At 48.0% G+C, this 16,477-nt stretch carries 16 protein-coding genes; 13 read left to right on the forward strand and 3 right to left on the reverse strand.

The genetic code is table 11. From position 1 onward, the window contains the following. The first annotated feature begins 5 nt into the window (after window positions 1-5). The 4 genes from WIG73_RS06285 to WIG73_RS06300 all read left to right on the forward strand — a co-directional run bounded on the left by WIG73_RS06285 (window position 6) and on the right by WIG73_RS06300 (window position 4,097). Window positions 6-1,127 (forward strand): glycoside hydrolase family 88 protein, encoded by a 1,122-nt coding sequence (locus WIG73_RS06285; RefSeq protein WP_337399747.1) that lies wholly within the window; start codon window positions 6-8, stop codon window positions 1,125-1,127. A 32-nt stretch (window positions 1,128-1,159) separates the two neighbouring features. Then, the gene (locus WIG73_RS06290) at window positions 1,160-1,825 is read left to right on the forward strand and encodes a TrkA family potassium uptake protein (protein ID WP_249313537.1); all 666 of its coding nucleotides are present in this window, start codon (window positions 1,160-1,162) and stop codon (window positions 1,823-1,825) included. 93 nt (window positions 1,826-1,918) lie between these two features. Beyond that, window positions 1,919-2,986, forward strand: a complete 1,068-nt coding sequence (locus WIG73_RS06295) for an acyltransferase (RefSeq protein WP_337399750.1) — start codon at window positions 1,919-1,921, stop codon at window positions 2,984-2,986. Window positions 2,987-3,011: 25 nt separating this feature from the next. Continuing rightward, complete coding sequence (locus WIG73_RS06300) at window positions 3,012-4,097, forward strand: polysaccharide deacetylase family protein (RefSeq protein WP_337399751.1); 1,086 nt, start codon at window positions 3,012-3,014, stop codon at window positions 4,095-4,097. Window positions 4,098-4,139: 42 nt separating this feature from the next. On the opposite strand, the gene WIG73_RS06305 is transcribed toward WIG73_RS06300, so the two are convergent. Beyond that, entirely contained in the window at window positions 4,140-6,641 is a 2,502-nt protein-coding gene (locus WIG73_RS06305) for a lectin like domain-containing protein (RefSeq protein ID WP_337399752.1), read from the reverse strand. A 135-nt stretch (window positions 6,642-6,776) separates the two neighbouring features. Between WIG73_RS06305 and WIG73_RS06310 the strand changes: the two genes are divergently transcribed. The 9 genes from WIG73_RS06310 (at window position 6,777) to WIG73_RS06350 (ending at window position 15,412) form a co-directional block, all read left to right on the forward strand. Next, complete coding sequence (locus tag WIG73_RS06310) at window positions 6,777-9,194, forward strand: glycoside hydrolase family 38 C-terminal domain-containing protein (protein WP_337399753.1); 2,418 nt, start codon at window positions 6,777-6,779, stop codon at window positions 9,192-9,194. A 283-nt stretch (window positions 9,195-9,477) separates the two neighbouring features. After that, the gene (locus WIG73_RS06315; protein ID WP_177680286.1) at window positions 9,478-10,551 is read left to right on the forward strand and encodes an LCP family protein; all 1,074 of its coding nucleotides are present in this window, start codon (window positions 9,478-9,480) and stop codon (window positions 10,549-10,551) included. A 27-nt stretch (window positions 10,552-10,578) separates the two neighbouring features. Further along, on the forward strand, window positions 10,579-11,493 hold the full coding sequence (locus tag WIG73_RS06320) for an LCP family protein (RefSeq protein ID WP_337399754.1): 915 nt from the start codon (window positions 10,579-10,581) through the stop codon (window positions 11,491-11,493). Between the two features lie 92 nt (window positions 11,494-11,585). Continuing rightward, window positions 11,586-11,756, forward strand: a complete 171-nt coding sequence (locus WIG73_RS06325; protein WP_177680284.1) for a 4Fe-4S binding protein — start codon at window positions 11,586-11,588, stop codon at window positions 11,754-11,756. 129 nt (window positions 11,757-11,885) lie between these two features. Then, window positions 11,886-13,130 carry a metallophosphoesterase gene (locus WIG73_RS06330; RefSeq protein ID WP_337399755.1) on the forward strand — a complete coding sequence of 415 codons (1,245 nt, stop codon included), beginning with the start codon at window positions 11,886-11,888 and terminating at the stop codon, window positions 13,128-13,130. Window positions 13,131-13,196: 66 nt separating this feature from the next. Beyond that, window positions 13,197-13,499 carry a DUF2508 family protein gene (locus WIG73_RS06335; protein WP_249313526.1) on the forward strand — a complete coding sequence of 101 codons (303 nt, stop codon included), beginning with the start codon at window positions 13,197-13,199 and terminating at the stop codon, window positions 13,497-13,499. Continuing rightward, entirely contained in the window at window positions 13,496-13,762 is a 267-nt protein-coding gene (locus WIG73_RS06340; RefSeq protein WP_337399756.1) for a pro-sigmaK processing inhibitor BofA family protein, read from the forward strand. The genes WIG73_RS06335 and WIG73_RS06340 overlap by 4 nt, the downstream gene beginning before the upstream one ends. Window positions 13,763-13,793: 31 nt before the next feature. Further along, window positions 13,794-14,528, forward strand: a complete 735-nt coding sequence (locus WIG73_RS06345; protein WP_337399757.1) for a DUF4886 domain-containing protein — start codon at window positions 13,794-13,796, stop codon at window positions 14,526-14,528. Window positions 14,529-14,542: 14 nt separating this feature from the next. Further along, window positions 14,543-15,412, forward strand: coding sequence for a glycoside hydrolase family 43 protein (locus tag WIG73_RS06350; RefSeq protein WP_337399758.1), 870 nt, complete (start codon window positions 14,543-14,545; stop codon window positions 15,410-15,412). 56 nt (window positions 15,413-15,468) lie between these two features. Here WIG73_RS06350 and dut read toward each other — a convergent pair whose 3' ends face one another. After that, entirely contained in the window at window positions 15,469-15,915 is a 447-nt protein-coding gene (gene dut / locus WIG73_RS06355; RefSeq protein ID WP_177680278.1) for a dUTP diphosphatase, read from the reverse strand. 23 nt (window positions 15,916-15,938) lie between these two features. Continuing rightward, window positions 15,939-16,466 (reverse strand): anaerobic ribonucleoside-triphosphate reductase activating protein, encoded by a 528-nt coding sequence (gene nrdG, locus WIG73_RS06360; protein WP_337399759.1) that lies wholly within the window; start codon window positions 16,464-16,466, stop codon window positions 15,939-15,941. Between the last annotated feature and the right edge of the window lie 11 nt (window positions 16,467-16,477).

Raw genomic sequence — 16,477 nt, forward strand, 5'->3', positions numbered from 1 at the left:
GAACAATGATTGCATTAAATGAAACAGAAAAAAAGTGGGTTGACGAAATGTGGGAAAGGTTAGACAAAAAGCTTTCCAAAACCTGCATTTCCGCCCGGGGCAAGCTGCCCTACACCACGGTGAACGGCGTGTTTGACGACAAGCAGGGTGAGGACATATCCTGGTGGACAAACGGCTTTTGGGGCGGTCTGATGTGGCTGATGTATGTCGGCACAAAAAACGAGGAATACCGCAAAACGGCGGAGGTAACGGAAGAACTGTTAGACAAGGCGCTTGAAAACTTTTTCGGTCTGCATCACGACGTTGGGTTCATGTGGAACTTGACCGCCGGTGTGAACTTCCGGCTCACCGGAAACGAGCGCTCGCACGCGCGGTTTATGACAGCGGCGTCGATTTTAGCGTCCCGCTATAACACCAAAGGCGGCTTTATCCGCGCCTGGAACGGAGACGGCCATGAGGGCTGGGCCATCATCGACTGCATGATGAACATTCCCCTTTTATACCGCGCCGCAGTTGACGCCAAAGACGACCGGTTCCGCTATATTGCCGAGAGCCATGCGGAAAAAACACAAAAATTTCATGTGCGTCCCGACGGGTCGGTGAACCACATTAACGAATATGACCCGGAAACGGGAGAGCTGGTAAAAACCTTTGGCGGGCAGGGTTATGGCGAGGGGTCGTCCTGGTCCCGGGGACAGGCCTGGGCGCTTTATGGGTTTGTGCTGAGCTTTATCCATACAGGAAAGCAGGAATATTTAGACACGGCAAAACGGGTTGCCCACTACTTTATCGCAGCGGTGTGCGACGACTATCTTCCTAAATCCGATTTCAGAAGCCCGGAGGAGCCGGTGATTTACGACTCCACAGCAGGCATGATTGCTGCCTGCGGGCTCATTGAAATTGCCAAGGCTGTTCCGGAGTTTGAAAGCAGGCTTTACCAAAACGCCGCAATGAAGCTTTTACACGCGGCTGAGGAAGCGTTTGCCGACTGGACGAACAAAGAGGAATCTATCCTTCGGTGCGGCTCGGAAAGCTATCATGGGAACAACTTCCCGATTATTTATGCAGACTATTATTTTGCAGAAGCAATTTATAAACTGAAAGGCTTTGACATGCTTTTCTGGTAAAGAACGCAAAGCGAAAGGCGCGTGGAACATACATGAAATCAAAAATAAAAAAGACCTATGGAATTATCGGCTTAGGCCGGTTTGGCACAGCTTTGGCGGTGCATCTGGCGGAATCGGGCAGCGAAATTATGGTGATTGACGCCAGCGAAGACAGCATTCGGAAGCTGCGGGACTATACCCAATATGCCTTTGTAATTAAAAATGGACTGGACAAGGAAACGTTAGAGGCCACCGGAATTCAGGACTGCGACGTCGTGGTGGTGGCAATTGGCGAGAACATCGACACCAGCATTTTGGTGACGCTTCATTTGGTGAGCATGGGCGTAAAACGCGTCATTGCCAAGGCAACCAATGCAGACCACGGTGAAATTTTAGAAAAAATCGGGGCCGAGGTGGTTTACCCTGAGCGGGACATGGCGGAACGGCTGGCAAGCCGCCTGCTGTCTGAGCGGATTCAAAACCTGTTTGAGCTGAAGGGTGACATTGATATTGCAGAAATTAGCTTGCCGGATTCTTTCGCGGGAAAAACGGTTTTAGAGTCGGAAATCCGGAAAAAGTATAAGCTGAACATCATCGCGATCAGCCGCGGAAAAGATGTGATTACTGAAATCAGGCCCGACGAAATTTTTGACCGGGAGGATAAACTCATCGTCATTGGCAAGTCTGAAAATATTCGCAAATTTGAGGCGGAAACATAATTTTACGTCGAAAATTCTGAGAAATGCTTGAAAAAAACCTTACAATATATTATAATAGTGGATAACTATGTGATATATTGTGAGGTTTTTTGATTGAACGGCGAGCGTGTCATAAATAAGGAAAAGCTGCTGAGCTACAGCGCCTTTTTAAGCATTCTGGTGATTTTAATCCATACGGAAAATCTCGGAAATTTTTCTGTTTCCCCCAATCAGTCCGTCTTTGAAAAGTTTGTTTACTATTTTGAACGGCTGATTTCCGGTGACATTGCTAAAATCGGCGTTCCATCGTTTTTCATGTTTTCGGGTATTCTGTTTTACCGGGATTTTAATTTCAGCAAATATCCGCAAAAAATGAAAAACCGTTTCTTTTCTCTGATCATTCCATACCTTTTGTGGAACCTGTTCCGCTTTTCGCTTTTTTATCTTTTGGGCAAGTTTCACGTTGTGGAGGACGTTCTACACATCAACCGTGTGGTTTTCACCCCTGAAAACTTTTTAGAGAGCGTGTTTTTATATAAATACAACCTGGGCTATTGGTTCATGTATCAGCTCATTTTATACACACTGCTTTGCCCAGTCATTTATGTGCTTCTAAAAAACAAGCCTGTGGCAATTGTCACTTTAAGCGCGGTGTTTCTGTTGTTTTGCACCGACGCAGCAGGAAACCTTTCCATGAATGTGTTCCACCAAAAATTTATCCAAATCGACGGCCTGTTTTACTATATGCTGGGCGGTTTTGTAGGAATGCACTATTTTGACGCAGTAAATAAAAAAGAGAAACAGATAAAACGCCTGGCGGTATTGGGCGTGGTTTTGGGACAGGCCTTTTTCGTGCTGTTTCAGGTAACCCAGGCCCTTGTGCTTCACATTTTGTTCTGCACCGTGTCAGCCGTTTCGTTCTGGTTTCTGTTCGATAGCGTCATTACAAAGCCGCTGCCCCAAAATATTACGACCATTACATTTTTCATATATTCCGCCCACGGAACGATTTTAGAGTTTTTCCAGGCGGCAAACCAGCTCATTTTTCCCGTCACACCGGTCACTGCGCTGTTTGAGTATCTTCTGCTCCCAGTAATTACGCTGGCGCTGTTAGTGGCCCTGTCGATGCTGCTTAAGCGGTATGCCGGGGGAATTTGGAAACTTATGAACGGCTCCAGATAAACATGGAGTAAAGGAGGGGTTTTGTATGAAAAAATTTATTTGCACCATGCTTTATGTTATCATGTCCTTTGGCATTTGTGCAGGTGTCAGCGCAGGCGCCATGACAAGGATATATTATCCCGACGGCTCGGACAGGCTTGTTGGGCAAAGCGCAGTTGAAACCGAAACGAAGCACGGCGGCAAGCTTGTTCCCATAAAAAAGCAGAACGAGGCGCCTCCGGCGACAGAAAAATCGCCGGTGCCTGAAAACACGAAAGCGCCGGAGCCGACTCCTACGCCTGAACCGGAGCCGGTAGAACTTGTTACCATGTATGCCCCTGACGGCCGCACCATCGACGTTTATGAAAGCGAAATCCAGGATTATAAAGAGGTTGGCTGGTATGAGGAGCCTGTAATGACAGTTTATGCCACCGACGGCCGCACATTGGATATAAAAAAGACGGAGCTTGACTCGTACCTGGATGCCGGGTGGTATCAAAGTCCGGCCGATTTCCCGAAAAAAGCCCCAACCGGCACCAAAATGGTGGCCCTCACGTTTGACGACGGCCCCAGCAAGTTTACGCCAAAAATTTTAGACTGTTTAGAGGCCAACAACGCAAAAGCCACTTTTTTTGTGGTAGGTTATAACATAAAACCCCATTCCTCCGTGCTCAAGCGGGCCTATGACCTGGGCATGGAAATTGGAAGCCACACCATGAACCACAAAAATTTAAAAACCCTGGGGGCAGACGGCGTGAAAGCGGAGCTAAAAGATGTTTCCGACGCAATTGCTGCCGTCACCGGCGCAAATCCAACGTTAATCCGCCCGCCATATGGAAATTATAACAGCACCGTTTCTTCTTTGGCTGACGCACCGCTCATCATGTGGTCTGTGGACACGCTGGACTGGAAAACCAGAAACGCAGACAGCACCGTAAACGGTATTTTAAAAAATGTGAAAGACGGTTCTGTTGTTTTAATGCACGACCTCTACAGCCAGTCTGCCGAGGCTGCGGTTCGGGCGATTCCCGAGCTTATCTCCCGGGGCTACAAACTAGTTACCATAAGCGAGCTGGCTGAGGCCAAGGGCGTTTCCTTAAAAAACGGAAAGGCATACAGTTCGTTTCATTGATAAAAACAGCGCCGGACGCATTTGCTGCATCCGGCGCTGTTTTTATTTTGTGAAATCGCTGTCAAAGGCAGGCGCGTAAGGCGTAATAAAATCTTCTGCGGAAAGAACAAAAAGCTTCACGCGGTTTCCTTTGTCGGGATAGGAAAAACTGCTTTCAATCAGCGCCACATTTTTATAGGTGACGGAGAGCAGCCTCCCGCCGGGACCATATTCTGCACACACGCTCACCGTGCGAATTCCCTCCACATTGTTCCGCACCCTGACGCGGTAGTTCCCGTTTTGCAGCGTAACCTCCTGTAAAACCCGGGGCACCTCCCCATGAAACGCAAACTGATAATACCGCCCTGAGAACGCGTCCAGCACCAAAATGTCGCATGTTAAAAATCCGTTCTGCGTTTTTGTGGGATAGGCAACGTCATATTGTTTGATTTCAACCTGGCCGCCTATGGCCAGATTTTTTTTGATTAACTGCTCCACATATGCCCTGTTTACGCTTTCCGTCGGGTTATAAATCACGTTGGCAAGGGCGCTGAACACGCCCCCGAAGGCCGATTTTGTAAATACAACCCGGCAGGTGTCCGTCTTCATTTCTAAGCCGTTCGAACCGGTGAACACAACTAAGAGGGAAACGCCGCCCTCGCCGCACTCCAAAAAGGGCGTTAAAAACTCCCTGCTTAACCGAACCCTGCCGCCAGCATCTACGCTTAAAAACTGCTCCTCAACCTCCGCCTGCCCGCCGGACGGAGGTTCATAATAAAGTTTAAATCCTTCCGCCTTTCCCATATACAGGTTCAGCGTGGCAAATTCTGCCGGTTCCACGGTTGCCCGGTAGGCAATTTCCTTCACCTTTACATAGGGCATGTCAGATTCAGGCTGCTCCACAAAATCTGTTCGGGAAAGCTCAAGGTTTCGGGACGTGAAACCGTCCGTCACGAACGTCCCCTCTGCACGGCCCAAAGCCTGTTCCTCTGCAATGTAGCGGTATGTCCCGGCGGCGAGCGCGTAGCTTCCGTCGGCTTTCGGGCGAATGAGGCGTCCTCCCTCGTCATAAACTGTGACATACGTTTTTCCCAGTTTTGAAAAACTTACCGCCGATTTCTCACCGCAGTCTTTCGTATAGCCGTAAATTCCCACCACACAGTCAGACAGCGCTGTGTCCTCCCAGGTTTCCCCATCGGGAGAAAGATAGGAACACCCCTGGGAGATTTCAGGGCAGAAAGGCGGAATTGACACCGGCACACTGTAGGAATAGCCCGGCGTGACATATTTGATCACAATTGCAAATTCCGTTCCCGTAAGCAAAACCGGCTCAGGAAGCGTCACTGTCGCAAATCCCATATGGTCCTGGGTGCCCTTTGCCGCCAGAGTAAGGTTTTCCGGCGTTAAATCCTGATTGTTTGCGTTCAAATAAATCTCATATTCCGTATATCCGCGGAAACTTAATCCAACGTCTGTCAAAAGCTCCGGCACCGGCTGTTTCGCATAGATGTTTGCGGCATATGCCATATCGTCGTTGTTTTCATACCCCCTCCCATAGGCCCAGGTGCCAGAGGTTACGCTGTACACGTTGTCGTAAGGGATGCTGTCTGCCGCGTCTGTCACAGAAAAGCACATGTTATAGGTGTCAACACTTTCATAGGACAGATAAAAATATCCGCCGTCATGGGCGCTCTCCCCGGCAGAGTCCCGCACAATCCACGCGCCGTTTCCCTCCGGCTTGTCCGCCCCAAAGTTTTCACGTCTGAAATTGTCGTCCCAGCCGATGAGCGTTATGGCGTGGTTTGCCGTGCCCGTCCGTTCGGCGGAATGATACGCCGTGCCGTCTGCATTATATCCGCCGACGTTGGTGTTCATCACCGCTGAAACGCCTCCGCCGCGGTAAATTTCCTCTTTAATTCCGGTAATCAGCTCATGGTAGTTATAGTCAAAAATATTGCTCGTAAATTTCGGAAAATAGCGCATGGCGCGCACCGCTGCCGCCGGCGCTATTTGAATGTCTGCCCGGCTTAACGTGTCCATTTTGTTTTCAAAGGGCATGCTGCTTTCCGGCACCGGCCCCAGTCCGTTTTGAAAATATCCTGCGGCGGAAACCACGTTTCCCCCGGCGTTGGCGCTGCGGCAGGCTGGCGCATAGGGGTTCGTGCCGTCTTGCATAGCAGGATAGGTGGCGTGCTCTAAGTGGCGCTCCGAGAAGTCGTAACCAATAAGCTCACCGCTGCTTTCAAATGTCTTGCGCCTTAAAAACGTTTCCAGGCAGGATAGCGAGGTAAACGCCCAACAGGAGTTGGTATTTCCCTGATTTTTCACACTGCTGACAAAAGAAACGCCGCCGGCATTTCGTAAATCAAACGTTTCCGGCAGGCCGGACGCGGCCTTTGCCCTTGTTTTTGGGGCTGCTCCGTCGTAATTTTCCGTTACCCAAAATGAATCGGGCGAGCCGCTGTATTCACATAATTCACTTACCGGTTTTGCGGCGGCGCCCACGGGTAAAACCATGAAGCAAACCAGCGCCGCGGCAAGAGCCAATGTAAACAACTTTTTCATGCTGACACCTCCTTGTCTTTATCTTACCACAAACCGTTTGGTTTTCCAAGTGGGGAATCAAAAAAAAGGTTGACAAAGCATGTCATTTATGATATGAAAAAGATAATATAATATGATTTTCAGGAGGACGACTTTATGAAACCAAAAATCCATCTTTTGTGCAACGCGCACTTAGACCCGGTTTGGCTGTGGCAGTGGAAAGAGGGCGCGGCCGAAGCGGTTTCTACCTTTCGCGTGGCAGTAAACTTCTGCGAAAAATATGACGGGTTTGTGTTTAACCACAACGAGGCGGTTTTATATAAATGGGTGGAAGAATATGAGCCGGAGCTTTTCCAAAAAATTCAGGCTTTGGTGGCCGCCGGAAAGTGGAAAATTATGGGCGGCTGGTATTTGCAACCAGACTGCACCATGCTCTCAGGCGAAAGCTTTTTAAACCAAATTGAGCTTGGCCAGGAATATTTTAAAGAAAAATTCGGCGTAAGCTTTAAAACCGCTATTAATTTCGACCCCTTTGGCCATACCCGGGGCTTGGTGCAAATTCTTGCGAAATGCGGCTATCAAAACTATATTTACATGCGTCCTAACGAGGAGGCCCTGTTTGATTTTAAGTGGGTTGGATTTGACGGCAGCGAAATCTGCGCACACAATATTTTCGGCGGCTATAACACGTTAAAAGGCACTGCGCGTCAAAAAATAGAAGATTATTTGAACAAATACCCCGAGCACGAAACCGGCTTAATTTTGTGGGGCATTGGAAACCACGGCGGCGGCCCGTCGGAAATCGATTTAAACGAAATTAACGCGCTCATAGACGAAAGGAAGGACAAAGCGGAAATCGTCCACTCCGACGCAGACAGCTATTTCAGCGGTTTAAACAAACAAAACCTGCCTGTTAAAAAAACCTCCCTGTGCCACACCATGGTGGGGTGCTACACCTCCCAGGTGCGCATAAAACAGGCCCACAGGTCTTTGGAAAACAAGCTGATGGTAACAGAAAAAATGATGGCCTGTGCCGCCCTGCAAAACGGCACGGAATTTGACGGCGCGCAAATGAAACGTGCAAAAGAAGACCTTGCGTTTTCCCAGTTCCACGACATTCTGCCCGGCTCGGCCATTAAGCAGGCGGAAGAAGACAGTTTAAGACTTATGTCCCATGCTGAGGAAACGTTAGACCGTTTGCAGGCAAAAGCCTTTTTTGCCCTTTGCAGCGGACAGAAAAAGCCAATGGATAAGCAAATTCCAATCATGGCCTTTAACCCCCACCCATATGCGGTGGAGGGCGACTTTGAAATTGAATTTATGCTGGAAAACCAGAACTGGAACGACGGCGAGCAAACCGTGGCCTGTGTGTATGACGAAAATGGGAATGCGTTGGTCTGCCAAAATGAAAAACCCTCCTGCACGTTCCATTTAGACTGGATTCAGAAGGTGTCGTTCCGCGGCACGCTCGCCCCCTCCGGCATCACCCGGTTTAACTGTTCCCTTTCGGTGGTAAAGGATTATAAAATGCTGTCCCAGCCGGAAGAAAACGATGCAATTGTGATAGACGCCGGCAGGCTGAGGGTAGAAATCAGCACCAAAACCGGGCTGATTCAAACATATCAGATAGACGGCAGCGATATGATTGCCGGTGAAACCGGCGTTTTGGAGGTTTTCTCTGACAACGAAGATCCCTGGGGCATGACAGTATCGTCTTTTCAGGATTTTGCCGGTGTCTTTTCCCTAATATCAAATGAGGAAGCGGCAGACTTCATTGGCCACAGGGAAGAAACGCTCCGCAATGTCAGGGTGATTGAAAACGGCAGTCTGCGGACGAAAATTCAGGCCATTTTCCGTTATGACAAAACCTACGCCGTGGTGGAATATACCATACCCAAACACGATATTTACTTAGACGTTGATATTACCCTGTTTTCTGCAAATGCCAATAAAATGATAAAATATAGAATTGACACGGGACACAAACTCGGCACGGCCTATGGGCAAACGGCCTTCGGCACACAGGAGCTTGAAAACGGCGGCGCTGAGGTGACGTTCCACAAATGGTGCGGAATCAAAGAGGGAAAAGGCGGCCTTTGCGCAATCAACCGCGGAATATATGGCGGCTCCTTTGAAAACGGCGCGATTAAGCTTTCTTTGCTCAGAACCCCGGCTTACTCCGCCCACCCCATTTTAGACCGTGAAATTGCACCGAAAAATCGTTTTCTTTCCCACATCGACATGGGAGAACGGCATTTTTCCCTGCGGCTTGCACCGTTTGAGAACATCGACGCCCAGGCCCAGTGCTTTAACGAACAGCCGCAGATTATGTCTCTTTTCCCGTCAGGCGAAGGAGCACCCTCTGCTTCTTCCATTCTGTGCTCCAGCAAAGACGTGCTTGTGTCCTCCTACAAACAGACGCCGGACGGCTTCGCCCTGCATCTGTTTAACACAACGGAACACGAACAGGACGCCGAAATTTCTATTCCAAGCCTTGGAATTCGCGAAACGCTGCATTTTGGCAAATTTGAGCTGAAATTGTTGAAAACGGACGGCAAAAAATTGTGTGAATAGGTTACAAAACCAAAAAATTTGCCAATTTTTCCATTGCAGAAACCAATTATTAATATTTTATTAATAGTTATTTAATAAACTTATAGTATAATAAAGTGTCTAAATATGCAGGTGTAATGGTATTATACGTGCGTATGAAAATCCTTTATTTGGCAAAACTATAATTTGGTTTCATCTTTTGCTGAAAAAATGCATATAATTTTTTGCCGTGCCTTATCTGCCCGCACGATAAAGGCGCTTGTTGTTTCATATTTGCGGGCAGAAAGGCTTTGGATTTTCACATATGAATATAAAAAAGTTTGTTGTGATATTTGTGACGGCGTTTTTAGCGTTTGCATCTATAAACTTAGGCATCTACTTCGGAAAAATGTCCCATATGACGGCGCTGGACGACGATATTGCAAACCTGCTTGACAAGCCTCCCATGGAAGGGAAGCTGAACATGCTCCTCTTGGGCGTGGACGAGGGCGGCCAGCGCTCCGATACCATTATGGTGGTAAATGTGGACAACGTGCAAAAAGAGATTAAGCTCATGTCTATTCCCCGTGACACCAAAATCACGCTGAACAATGGGAAAGTGATGAAAATTAATGCCTGCATGGGCATGAAAAACCGCGAACAATTTATGATTGAAACCATTAAAACCATTACGAAAATGCCCATTCACTACTACTGTGAGATTAATTTTGACGGATTTAAGGAAATTATTGATATTTTAGGCGGCGTCGATTATAACGTTCCCTTTGACATGGACTATGACGACCCGGCCCAGGATTTGCACATTCATCTAAAGGCCGGCCAACAGCATTTAGACGGGCAGGCGGCTCACGATTTTGTGCGGTTCCGCCATAACAACAAGGGAGCCGAGGTTTACGCCCCCGGTGATTACTACAAGGGCGACATTGGAAGAATTGGCGCACAGCAGGCCTTTTTGTCGGAGCTGTTCCGTCAGAAAATGCAGCCGCAGTATATTTTAAAAGCGCCGGAGCTGATTAATGCGGCGTATAAATATGTGCATACGAACTTTACGGTAAAAACAGCCCTTGAATTTATCAGTATGTTAAAGTCAGCAGACACAACAGAACTGAAAACATACCTGCTGCCCGGAACCGACCGGTATGAAAATAAAGTTTCTTACTATATCTACAGTCCCTCTGAAACAAAAAAACTGGTTTTAGAGGAGTTTGGCTATCCGGAAGACGAGGCAAAGGCGCTGGAGCAGCGCGCCAAGGCATCTTCTTCCCCGTCTTCAAGCGCACAGCCCAGCGCTTCCGCTGCGCCGAAAACCACAGACGGCTCTGGGTCTGCTTCAAAGGCGCCTGCACAATCAAGGAAGCCGGCTACGGAAATAGACTAAAGACGCCCGCTCTTGGAGGTTTAAAACATGAACAAAAGAAAATTTATTCTGTCGCTGGTCATTACCTTAGCGGTGCTGGCTATCATCTTTGTGGTGTTTCAACTGTTTTCGTCCAACACCGGCTTTCAAGACGCATTAGACAGCTCCGGCACCGGAAAAATTAACGTTTTGGTAGTAGGAGTGGACAAAGACGGCACCCGTTCCGACGTGAACATGCTGTTTTCTTTAGACCCCAAAGAAAAAACGGTGAACTTAATGTCTATCCCGCGGGATACCAGAGTTGAGTTTAAAAAAGGTTCCCACGGCAAAATTAACGCCTGCATCGGCAAACAAAACGGCGAGGAACTTTTAATTGAAACCGTGAAAGACCTAACAGGAATGCCGATACATAACTTCTGCAAGGTAAATTTTGAAGGCCTGCGGAACATTATTGACATATTAGGCGGCGTGGAGTTTGACGTGCCCATGGACATGGATTACGACGACCCGGCCCAGGATTTACACATTCACTTAAAAAAGGGAAAACAAACGTTAAACGGTGCTGACGCAGAAGGGCTTTTAAGGTTCCGGAAAGGATATGCCACCGGCGACCTTGGCCGGATTGATATGCAGCAGGCGTTTTTAAAAGAGCTGATAAACCAAAAGCTAAGCCCGAAATATATTTTTAAGGCGGTTCCTGTGGTTAAGGAAATCAGCAAAAATGTGGAAACAGACATGTCTGTTATGTATATGTTAAAATATGCCTGGAAGTTCCGCGACAGCGACAAGGTTGAGTTTAACTCCTACACACTGCCCGGAGCGCCGAAAATGATTGGCGGCGTGTCGTATTATCTTTGCGACGAGGCGGCCACAGAAAATTTGGTTCGCACCCAGTTTGGCTACTCAGACGGCGAAAGCACGTCTTCCGGCAGCAATCCAATCAACGAAAAGGTGATTGACTGATGTTGTTTTAAAGATTTTTTAAATCTTAAATACTTTGCGGCCCGGCTACCATTGCTCGGCCCGATATCCTTTAAAAGGAGGTGTATTCATTCATGGCTTACATAATTACAGACGACTGCATCAGCTGCGGCGCATGCGCCGGGGAATGTCCCGTGTCTTGCATCAGCGCTGGGGACGACAAATACGTAATTGACGCTGATACCTGCATCGAATGCGGAAACTGCGCAAACGTATGTCCTGTTGACGCTCCGAAACCGGAATAATAAAACAGACGCAAAGACCGCGGGGAACTCCCCCGCGGTCTTTCTTTCTGCCGCTTTTTGGGTTTGTTATTGACTTTTTAAAACTGCTGTGCTAAGATTAAGTAAATAAAAAAAGGAGCGGTGCCTCTTATGCCTAAACCAGATTTAAGAATCAGCGTCATCAGCGACGTACATGTAACACAGTTCGGCGCCGGTGAAAATAAATTTAAAAACGCTCTGGAGTTCCACACGAAGAAACTGCCCAAAAGCGATTTATTTCTCTTTACAGGCGACATTGCCTATCAGCTGGACAGCTGGGAGGACTCCGTGTGCCGAAACATTTACACGTCTAACTACGACTTTATTTTAAACACGATAGAAAGCACAATTCCAGCAGACACACCAAAAATTTTTGTGCTTGGAAATCACGAATACCCCCAGGGCAACACCGACCCCGCCTTAACCAATAAGGCGCTTAACACCTGGCTTGCAAAAACAGGCCAGCCGGCAATGGAGCACGTTATCTTAAACGGCTTTCATTTTATAAAATACCCCGTTCTGTCCTGGGCAATGGAATCTTCGCCAGAAACCGAAAAATGGGCCATGAACGAATTAAGCATCGCCCTTTCCACCGACCCGGAGAATCCCGTGTTTTTTGTTTCCCACATCCCACTGCACAACACAGTGGCAAATGCAAGGAAAGAACCTTCCTCCTTTTCAGAAGAATTTCGGAGCTTTCTGACAAAACGGCCCAGAATTATTCACATCTCAGGTCACCAGCATACCCATGTCTTAGACGAAAAGGCAATTTTCCAGGAGGGATTTACGTCTGTAAGCGCCCCGGTCTGCGCCGTAGGATACCTCACATTGGAAGGGTGCGACTATGAAACCAAACCCGTTTTTGGCTTCTCCCAAAGCCTGTTCATAGAAGTAACGGGCAAAGTGGTAAAGGTGTTTAAAGTGGATTTGGTTTCCCAAAAAGTAGTTGGACGCCCCTGGGTAATTGATTTAAACGAAGCCGAAAACGGCATTTTCCCCTATGGAAAGAAACGGCGGTTTGAGGCAAAACGTCCGGAATTTTCACCGGAAGCTTCTGTTTGCGTCCGCAAGGACGGCGAATGTGTATTTGCCACAATCCGTCAACGGTTTTTAAGCTTCGACGTTTGTGTGGAATATTATAAGCTCATTGTGACGGACGAAAACGGCAACGAGGTGCTGGCCAAAACCGTTGCATCTGATTTTTATAACCTCACCCGCGGTAAAAATTATGCGCCTGAAATCACTTTTGAACTGCCCGGCTTAACGGCAGGTTCCTATCAGCTGCGGGTGTTCCCCATGAACTGCTTTTTTGCGCACGGCGAAACTTCGCTTTGCTGTGCTTTTGAAGTGGATTAAATTTGTTAACTTTGGAATATTTTAGTCCCGCACTGATTATACTGATAACAAGAGGAGGTTATGCACATGGAATCAGTTACGGGACAAGTACGCCGGATTAAAATAACGGAAAAATTAATGGAATATGTAAGAAAAACCAAGGAGGAAAAGGAACAGGAACGGGAACGGGAAGCCTTTTTATCCGAGCTTTCTGCAGCAAAATCGGAGTTCGATTCCATTCGGCAGAATTTAAACCTGATTACCGACGCAGATGCAAAGGAATATTGCATTTACCGCCTGAAAGCGGCTGAACTGAATTTTAACCGCTATATCAAGCTTGCAAAATCCATTCATCTGACGTCACTGCCATTTTTGGAGGAAACAATATGAGCACGCCTGTTTTGATCGCCTGCATTGTCACCGCCGCAGTGGCCCTGTTTTTGGCGATTGCATTCATCAAACCTGTTAAGGGGCTTTTTCTCCTGATTTTAAACTCCGCCGCCGGCTGGGCGGGGCTTTACATATTCAACAAACTCTTTGCATTTTGTTCATTTGCCATTGGCATTAACATTGCCAGCGCCTCCATTGCCGGTATTTTGGGCCTGCCCGGCGTGGCACTGATGGCAATTGTGAAACTCATTTATCAGGTTTAAACTTACATAAGAAGAAAGGAAAAGGGAACAAATGATGAAAGTATTGGCAATTGGAAACAGTTTTTCTCAAGACGCTACCAGATATTTAAGAAAAATCGCACAGGCGTCTGGCGAAGATATGAAAGTCGTGAATTTATACATAGGGGGTTGCCCGCTGTCACGGCATTTTAAAAACATGAACAACGACGAACGAGCCTATTCCCTTGAGTTCGGCGGGGAAACAACGGGCTTTTCCGTTTCTATTAAAGACGCGCTGCAGAGCGACGAGTGGGACTTTGTAACCCTGCAGCAGGTGAGCCACAAAAGTCCCGACTATAAAACTTATCAGCCCTATTTAGACGCGCTGTCTGCCTATGTGACCTTTCATGCGCCCTGCGCAAAACAGGTCATTCATCAAACCTGGGCCTATGAGGACGGAAGCGCAAGACTGACAGAAGAGATGGGCTATGAAACAAGCACCCAAATGTTCTCAGACATTAAAACCGCCTATGGGAAAGCGGCAAAAGCAATTTCGGCCGACCGGATTATCCCGTCCGGCGAGAGCATGCATCTGGCGGTTAGGCACGGCTTTCACAACACCCACCGCGACACGTTTCACGCGTCTTTAGGGCCGGGCCGGTATCTGCTCGCCGCCACCTGGTTTGAAGCCCTCACAGAAAAAAGCGTGGTGGGAAACTCCTTCTGCGACTTAGACGTTCCAACTGACTTAGACACCATTTCCCTCATGCAGGAAATTGCCCACGAGGCAGTGGAAAGCTACAGATAAGGAGGGAAGCAGCTATGAAGTTTAACGAAATCCATATCCGCGATCCCTTTATCCTGCCCCATGAAGGAACCTATTACCTCTATGGCACCCGGGGTAAAAATGCCTGGGAAACGACAAGCCCACTGGGGTTTGACGTTTACATAAGCTCTGATTTAGAGAATTGGACTGAGCCGATTTCGTGTTTTGAGCCAGACTCTGATTTTTGGGGCACAAAAAACTTTTGGGCACCGGAGGTTCATTTTTATCAGGGAAAATTTTATATGTTTGCTTCGTTTAAAAGCGAAACAGACCACCGGGGCACACAAATTTTGGTGGCCGACAGCCCGAAAGGCCCCTTTGAAGAGCACAGCGACAAGGCCATTACCCCGCACGGCTGGGAGTGCCTTGACGGAACGCTTTATATCACGAAAGACAACACGCCCTACATTGTGTTTTGCCACGAATGGACCCAAGTGACAGACGGCGAGATGTGCGCCTTAAAGCTTACGGAGGATTTAAAACATACCATAGGCGAGCCAATGCTTTTGTTTCACGCCTCCGACCCCTCCTGGTCGAAAAATGTGGCTGAAACAGACGGGTATGTTACCGACGGGCCGTTTTTCTACAGAAACAAAAGCGGCAGATTGTTTCTTTTGTGGTCCAGCTTTAATACCAAAGATGCTTATGTGCAGGCCGTCGCCACCTCAGACAATGACGAAATTGACGGAAACTGGACGCACAGCCACCCGCTGCTGCTTGACCGCGACGGCGGCCACGGCATGTTGTTTCAAACCTTTGAAGGCGGGTTGAAGCTCATCCTTCACAGGCCCAACAACAATCCTATGGAACGTCCGGTGCTTTTTGATGTAATAGATTCAGGCAGCGAATTAAAAATTTCTAACTAAAAAACCGCGGGGAAATCGATCAATTGATTTCCCCGCGGTTTTAAATTAAATTTAATTTATTTTGTTCCTGTAGAGCCAAATCCGCCCTGGCCCCTGTCTGTGTCAGACAGGCTGCCGGCTTCAATGAACTCCGCAGAAATGTAAGGGGCAATGACAAGCTGTGCAATCCGCTCGCCGCTTTCAATGGTCTGCGTTTCTGCTGAATGGTTGTGAAGCGCCACCATAATTTCACCGCGGTAGTCGCTGTCGATTACGCCGACACAGTTTGCCGGAGCAAGTCCGCGCTTCGAGGCAAGCCCGCTCCGTGCATATACCAGGCCCACCAGTCCTTCGGGTATTTCCATTGCAAGCCCTGTGTGCACCAGCACCGTTTCATTGGGCCGAATTGTAATGGGCTCGTCACTTACAGCGCGCAGGTCAGCGCCTGCCGCATAGGGCGTGCCGCATTCCGGAGCACTGGCCCGGCTGTCTAACTTCGTGAATTTCACTTGTCTGTGATCCATAAATATCGAATTACCTTTCTATTTTACATAAATTCTTTCGACAAAACTACCTTGCCGGCCTGAAGCGTTGCAGGCACGTCTATAATCCGCTGATTTGAGCTTCCGCGAAACCGCAGGTTTAAATCCTTTTTCTCCGCTACAAACTCGCCGTCTACCAATATGTCAATGCAAGACAGCATTTCATCTGTCACCTCGCACCTGGCGCGGCTTTTACTTAAAAGCTCCGTGTCCAGCAAATATCCGCTGTAGCACCAGATTGTCTTGTTGGGATAGGCCTGCTTAATTTTTTTCAGCAGCGGTGCCAAAACGTGCTGATTTTGCGGCTCAAAGGGCTCACCGCCCAAGAGTGAAAACCCTTTGATATAGTCAGGCTTTAGAGCCTCTAAAATTTGCTGTACCTGCGTGTCGCCAAACGGGTCACCAAAGGCAAAATCCCAGGTTTCGGCGTTAAAACAGTCCTTACAGTGGTGAGTGCAACCGCTGACGAACAGCGAAACCCGAACGCCAATGCCGTTTGCCACATCGTGAGTTTTAATGGCTGAATAATTCATTTATTTCAATC

The organism is Congzhengia sp., from assembly GCF_037235575.1.
GTDB classification, from domain to species: domain Bacteria; phylum Bacillota; class Clostridia; order UBA1381; family UBA9506; genus Congzhengia; species Congzhengia minquanensis.

Excerpts from the sequence above, each read along its gene's own strand:
- WIG73_RS06285 (WP_337399747.1), top strand. The coding sequence starts at position 6 with ATGATTGCATTAAATGAAACAGAAAAAAAGTGGGTTGACGAAATGTGG.
- WIG73_RS06290 (WP_249313537.1), top strand. The coding sequence starts at position 1,160 with ATGAAATCAAAAATAAAAAAGACCTATGGAATTATCGGCTTAGGCCGG.
- WIG73_RS06300 (WP_337399751.1), top strand. The coding sequence starts at position 3,012 with ATGAAAAAATTTATTTGCACCATGCTTTATGTTATCATGTCCTTTGGC.
- WIG73_RS06305 (WP_337399752.1), bottom strand. The coding sequence starts at position 6,641 with ATGAAAAAGTTGTTTACATTGGCTCTTGCCGCGGCGCTGGTTTGCTTC.
- WIG73_RS06310 (WP_337399753.1), top strand. The coding sequence starts at position 6,777 with ATGAAACCAAAAATCCATCTTTTGTGCAACGCGCACTTAGACCCGGTT.
- WIG73_RS06315 (WP_177680286.1), top strand. The coding sequence starts at position 9,478 with ATGAATATAAAAAAGTTTGTTGTGATATTTGTGACGGCGTTTTTAGCG.
- WIG73_RS06320 (WP_337399754.1), top strand. The coding sequence starts at position 10,579 with ATGAACAAAAGAAAATTTATTCTGTCGCTGGTCATTACCTTAGCGGTG.
- WIG73_RS06325 (WP_177680284.1), top strand. The coding sequence starts at position 11,586 with ATGGCTTACATAATTACAGACGACTGCATCAGCTGCGGCGCATGCGCC.
- WIG73_RS06330 (WP_337399755.1), top strand. The coding sequence starts at position 11,886 with ATGCCTAAACCAGATTTAAGAATCAGCGTCATCAGCGACGTACATGTA.
- WIG73_RS06335 (WP_249313526.1), top strand. The coding sequence starts at position 13,197 with ATGGAATCAGTTACGGGACAAGTACGCCGGATTAAAATAACGGAAAAA.
- WIG73_RS06340 (WP_337399756.1), top strand. The coding sequence starts at position 13,496 with ATGAGCACGCCTGTTTTGATCGCCTGCATTGTCACCGCCGCAGTGGCC.
- WIG73_RS06345 (WP_337399757.1), top strand. The coding sequence starts at position 13,794 with ATGATGAAAGTATTGGCAATTGGAAACAGTTTTTCTCAAGACGCTACC.
- WIG73_RS06350 (WP_337399758.1), top strand. The coding sequence starts at position 14,543 with ATGAAGTTTAACGAAATCCATATCCGCGATCCCTTTATCCTGCCCCAT.
- dut (WP_177680278.1), bottom strand. The coding sequence starts at position 15,915 with ATGGATCACAGACAAGTGAAATTCACGAAGTTAGACAGCCGGGCCAGT.
- nrdG (WP_337399759.1), bottom strand. The coding sequence starts at position 16,466 with ATGAATTATTCAGCCATTAAAACTCACGATGTGGCAAACGGCATTGGC.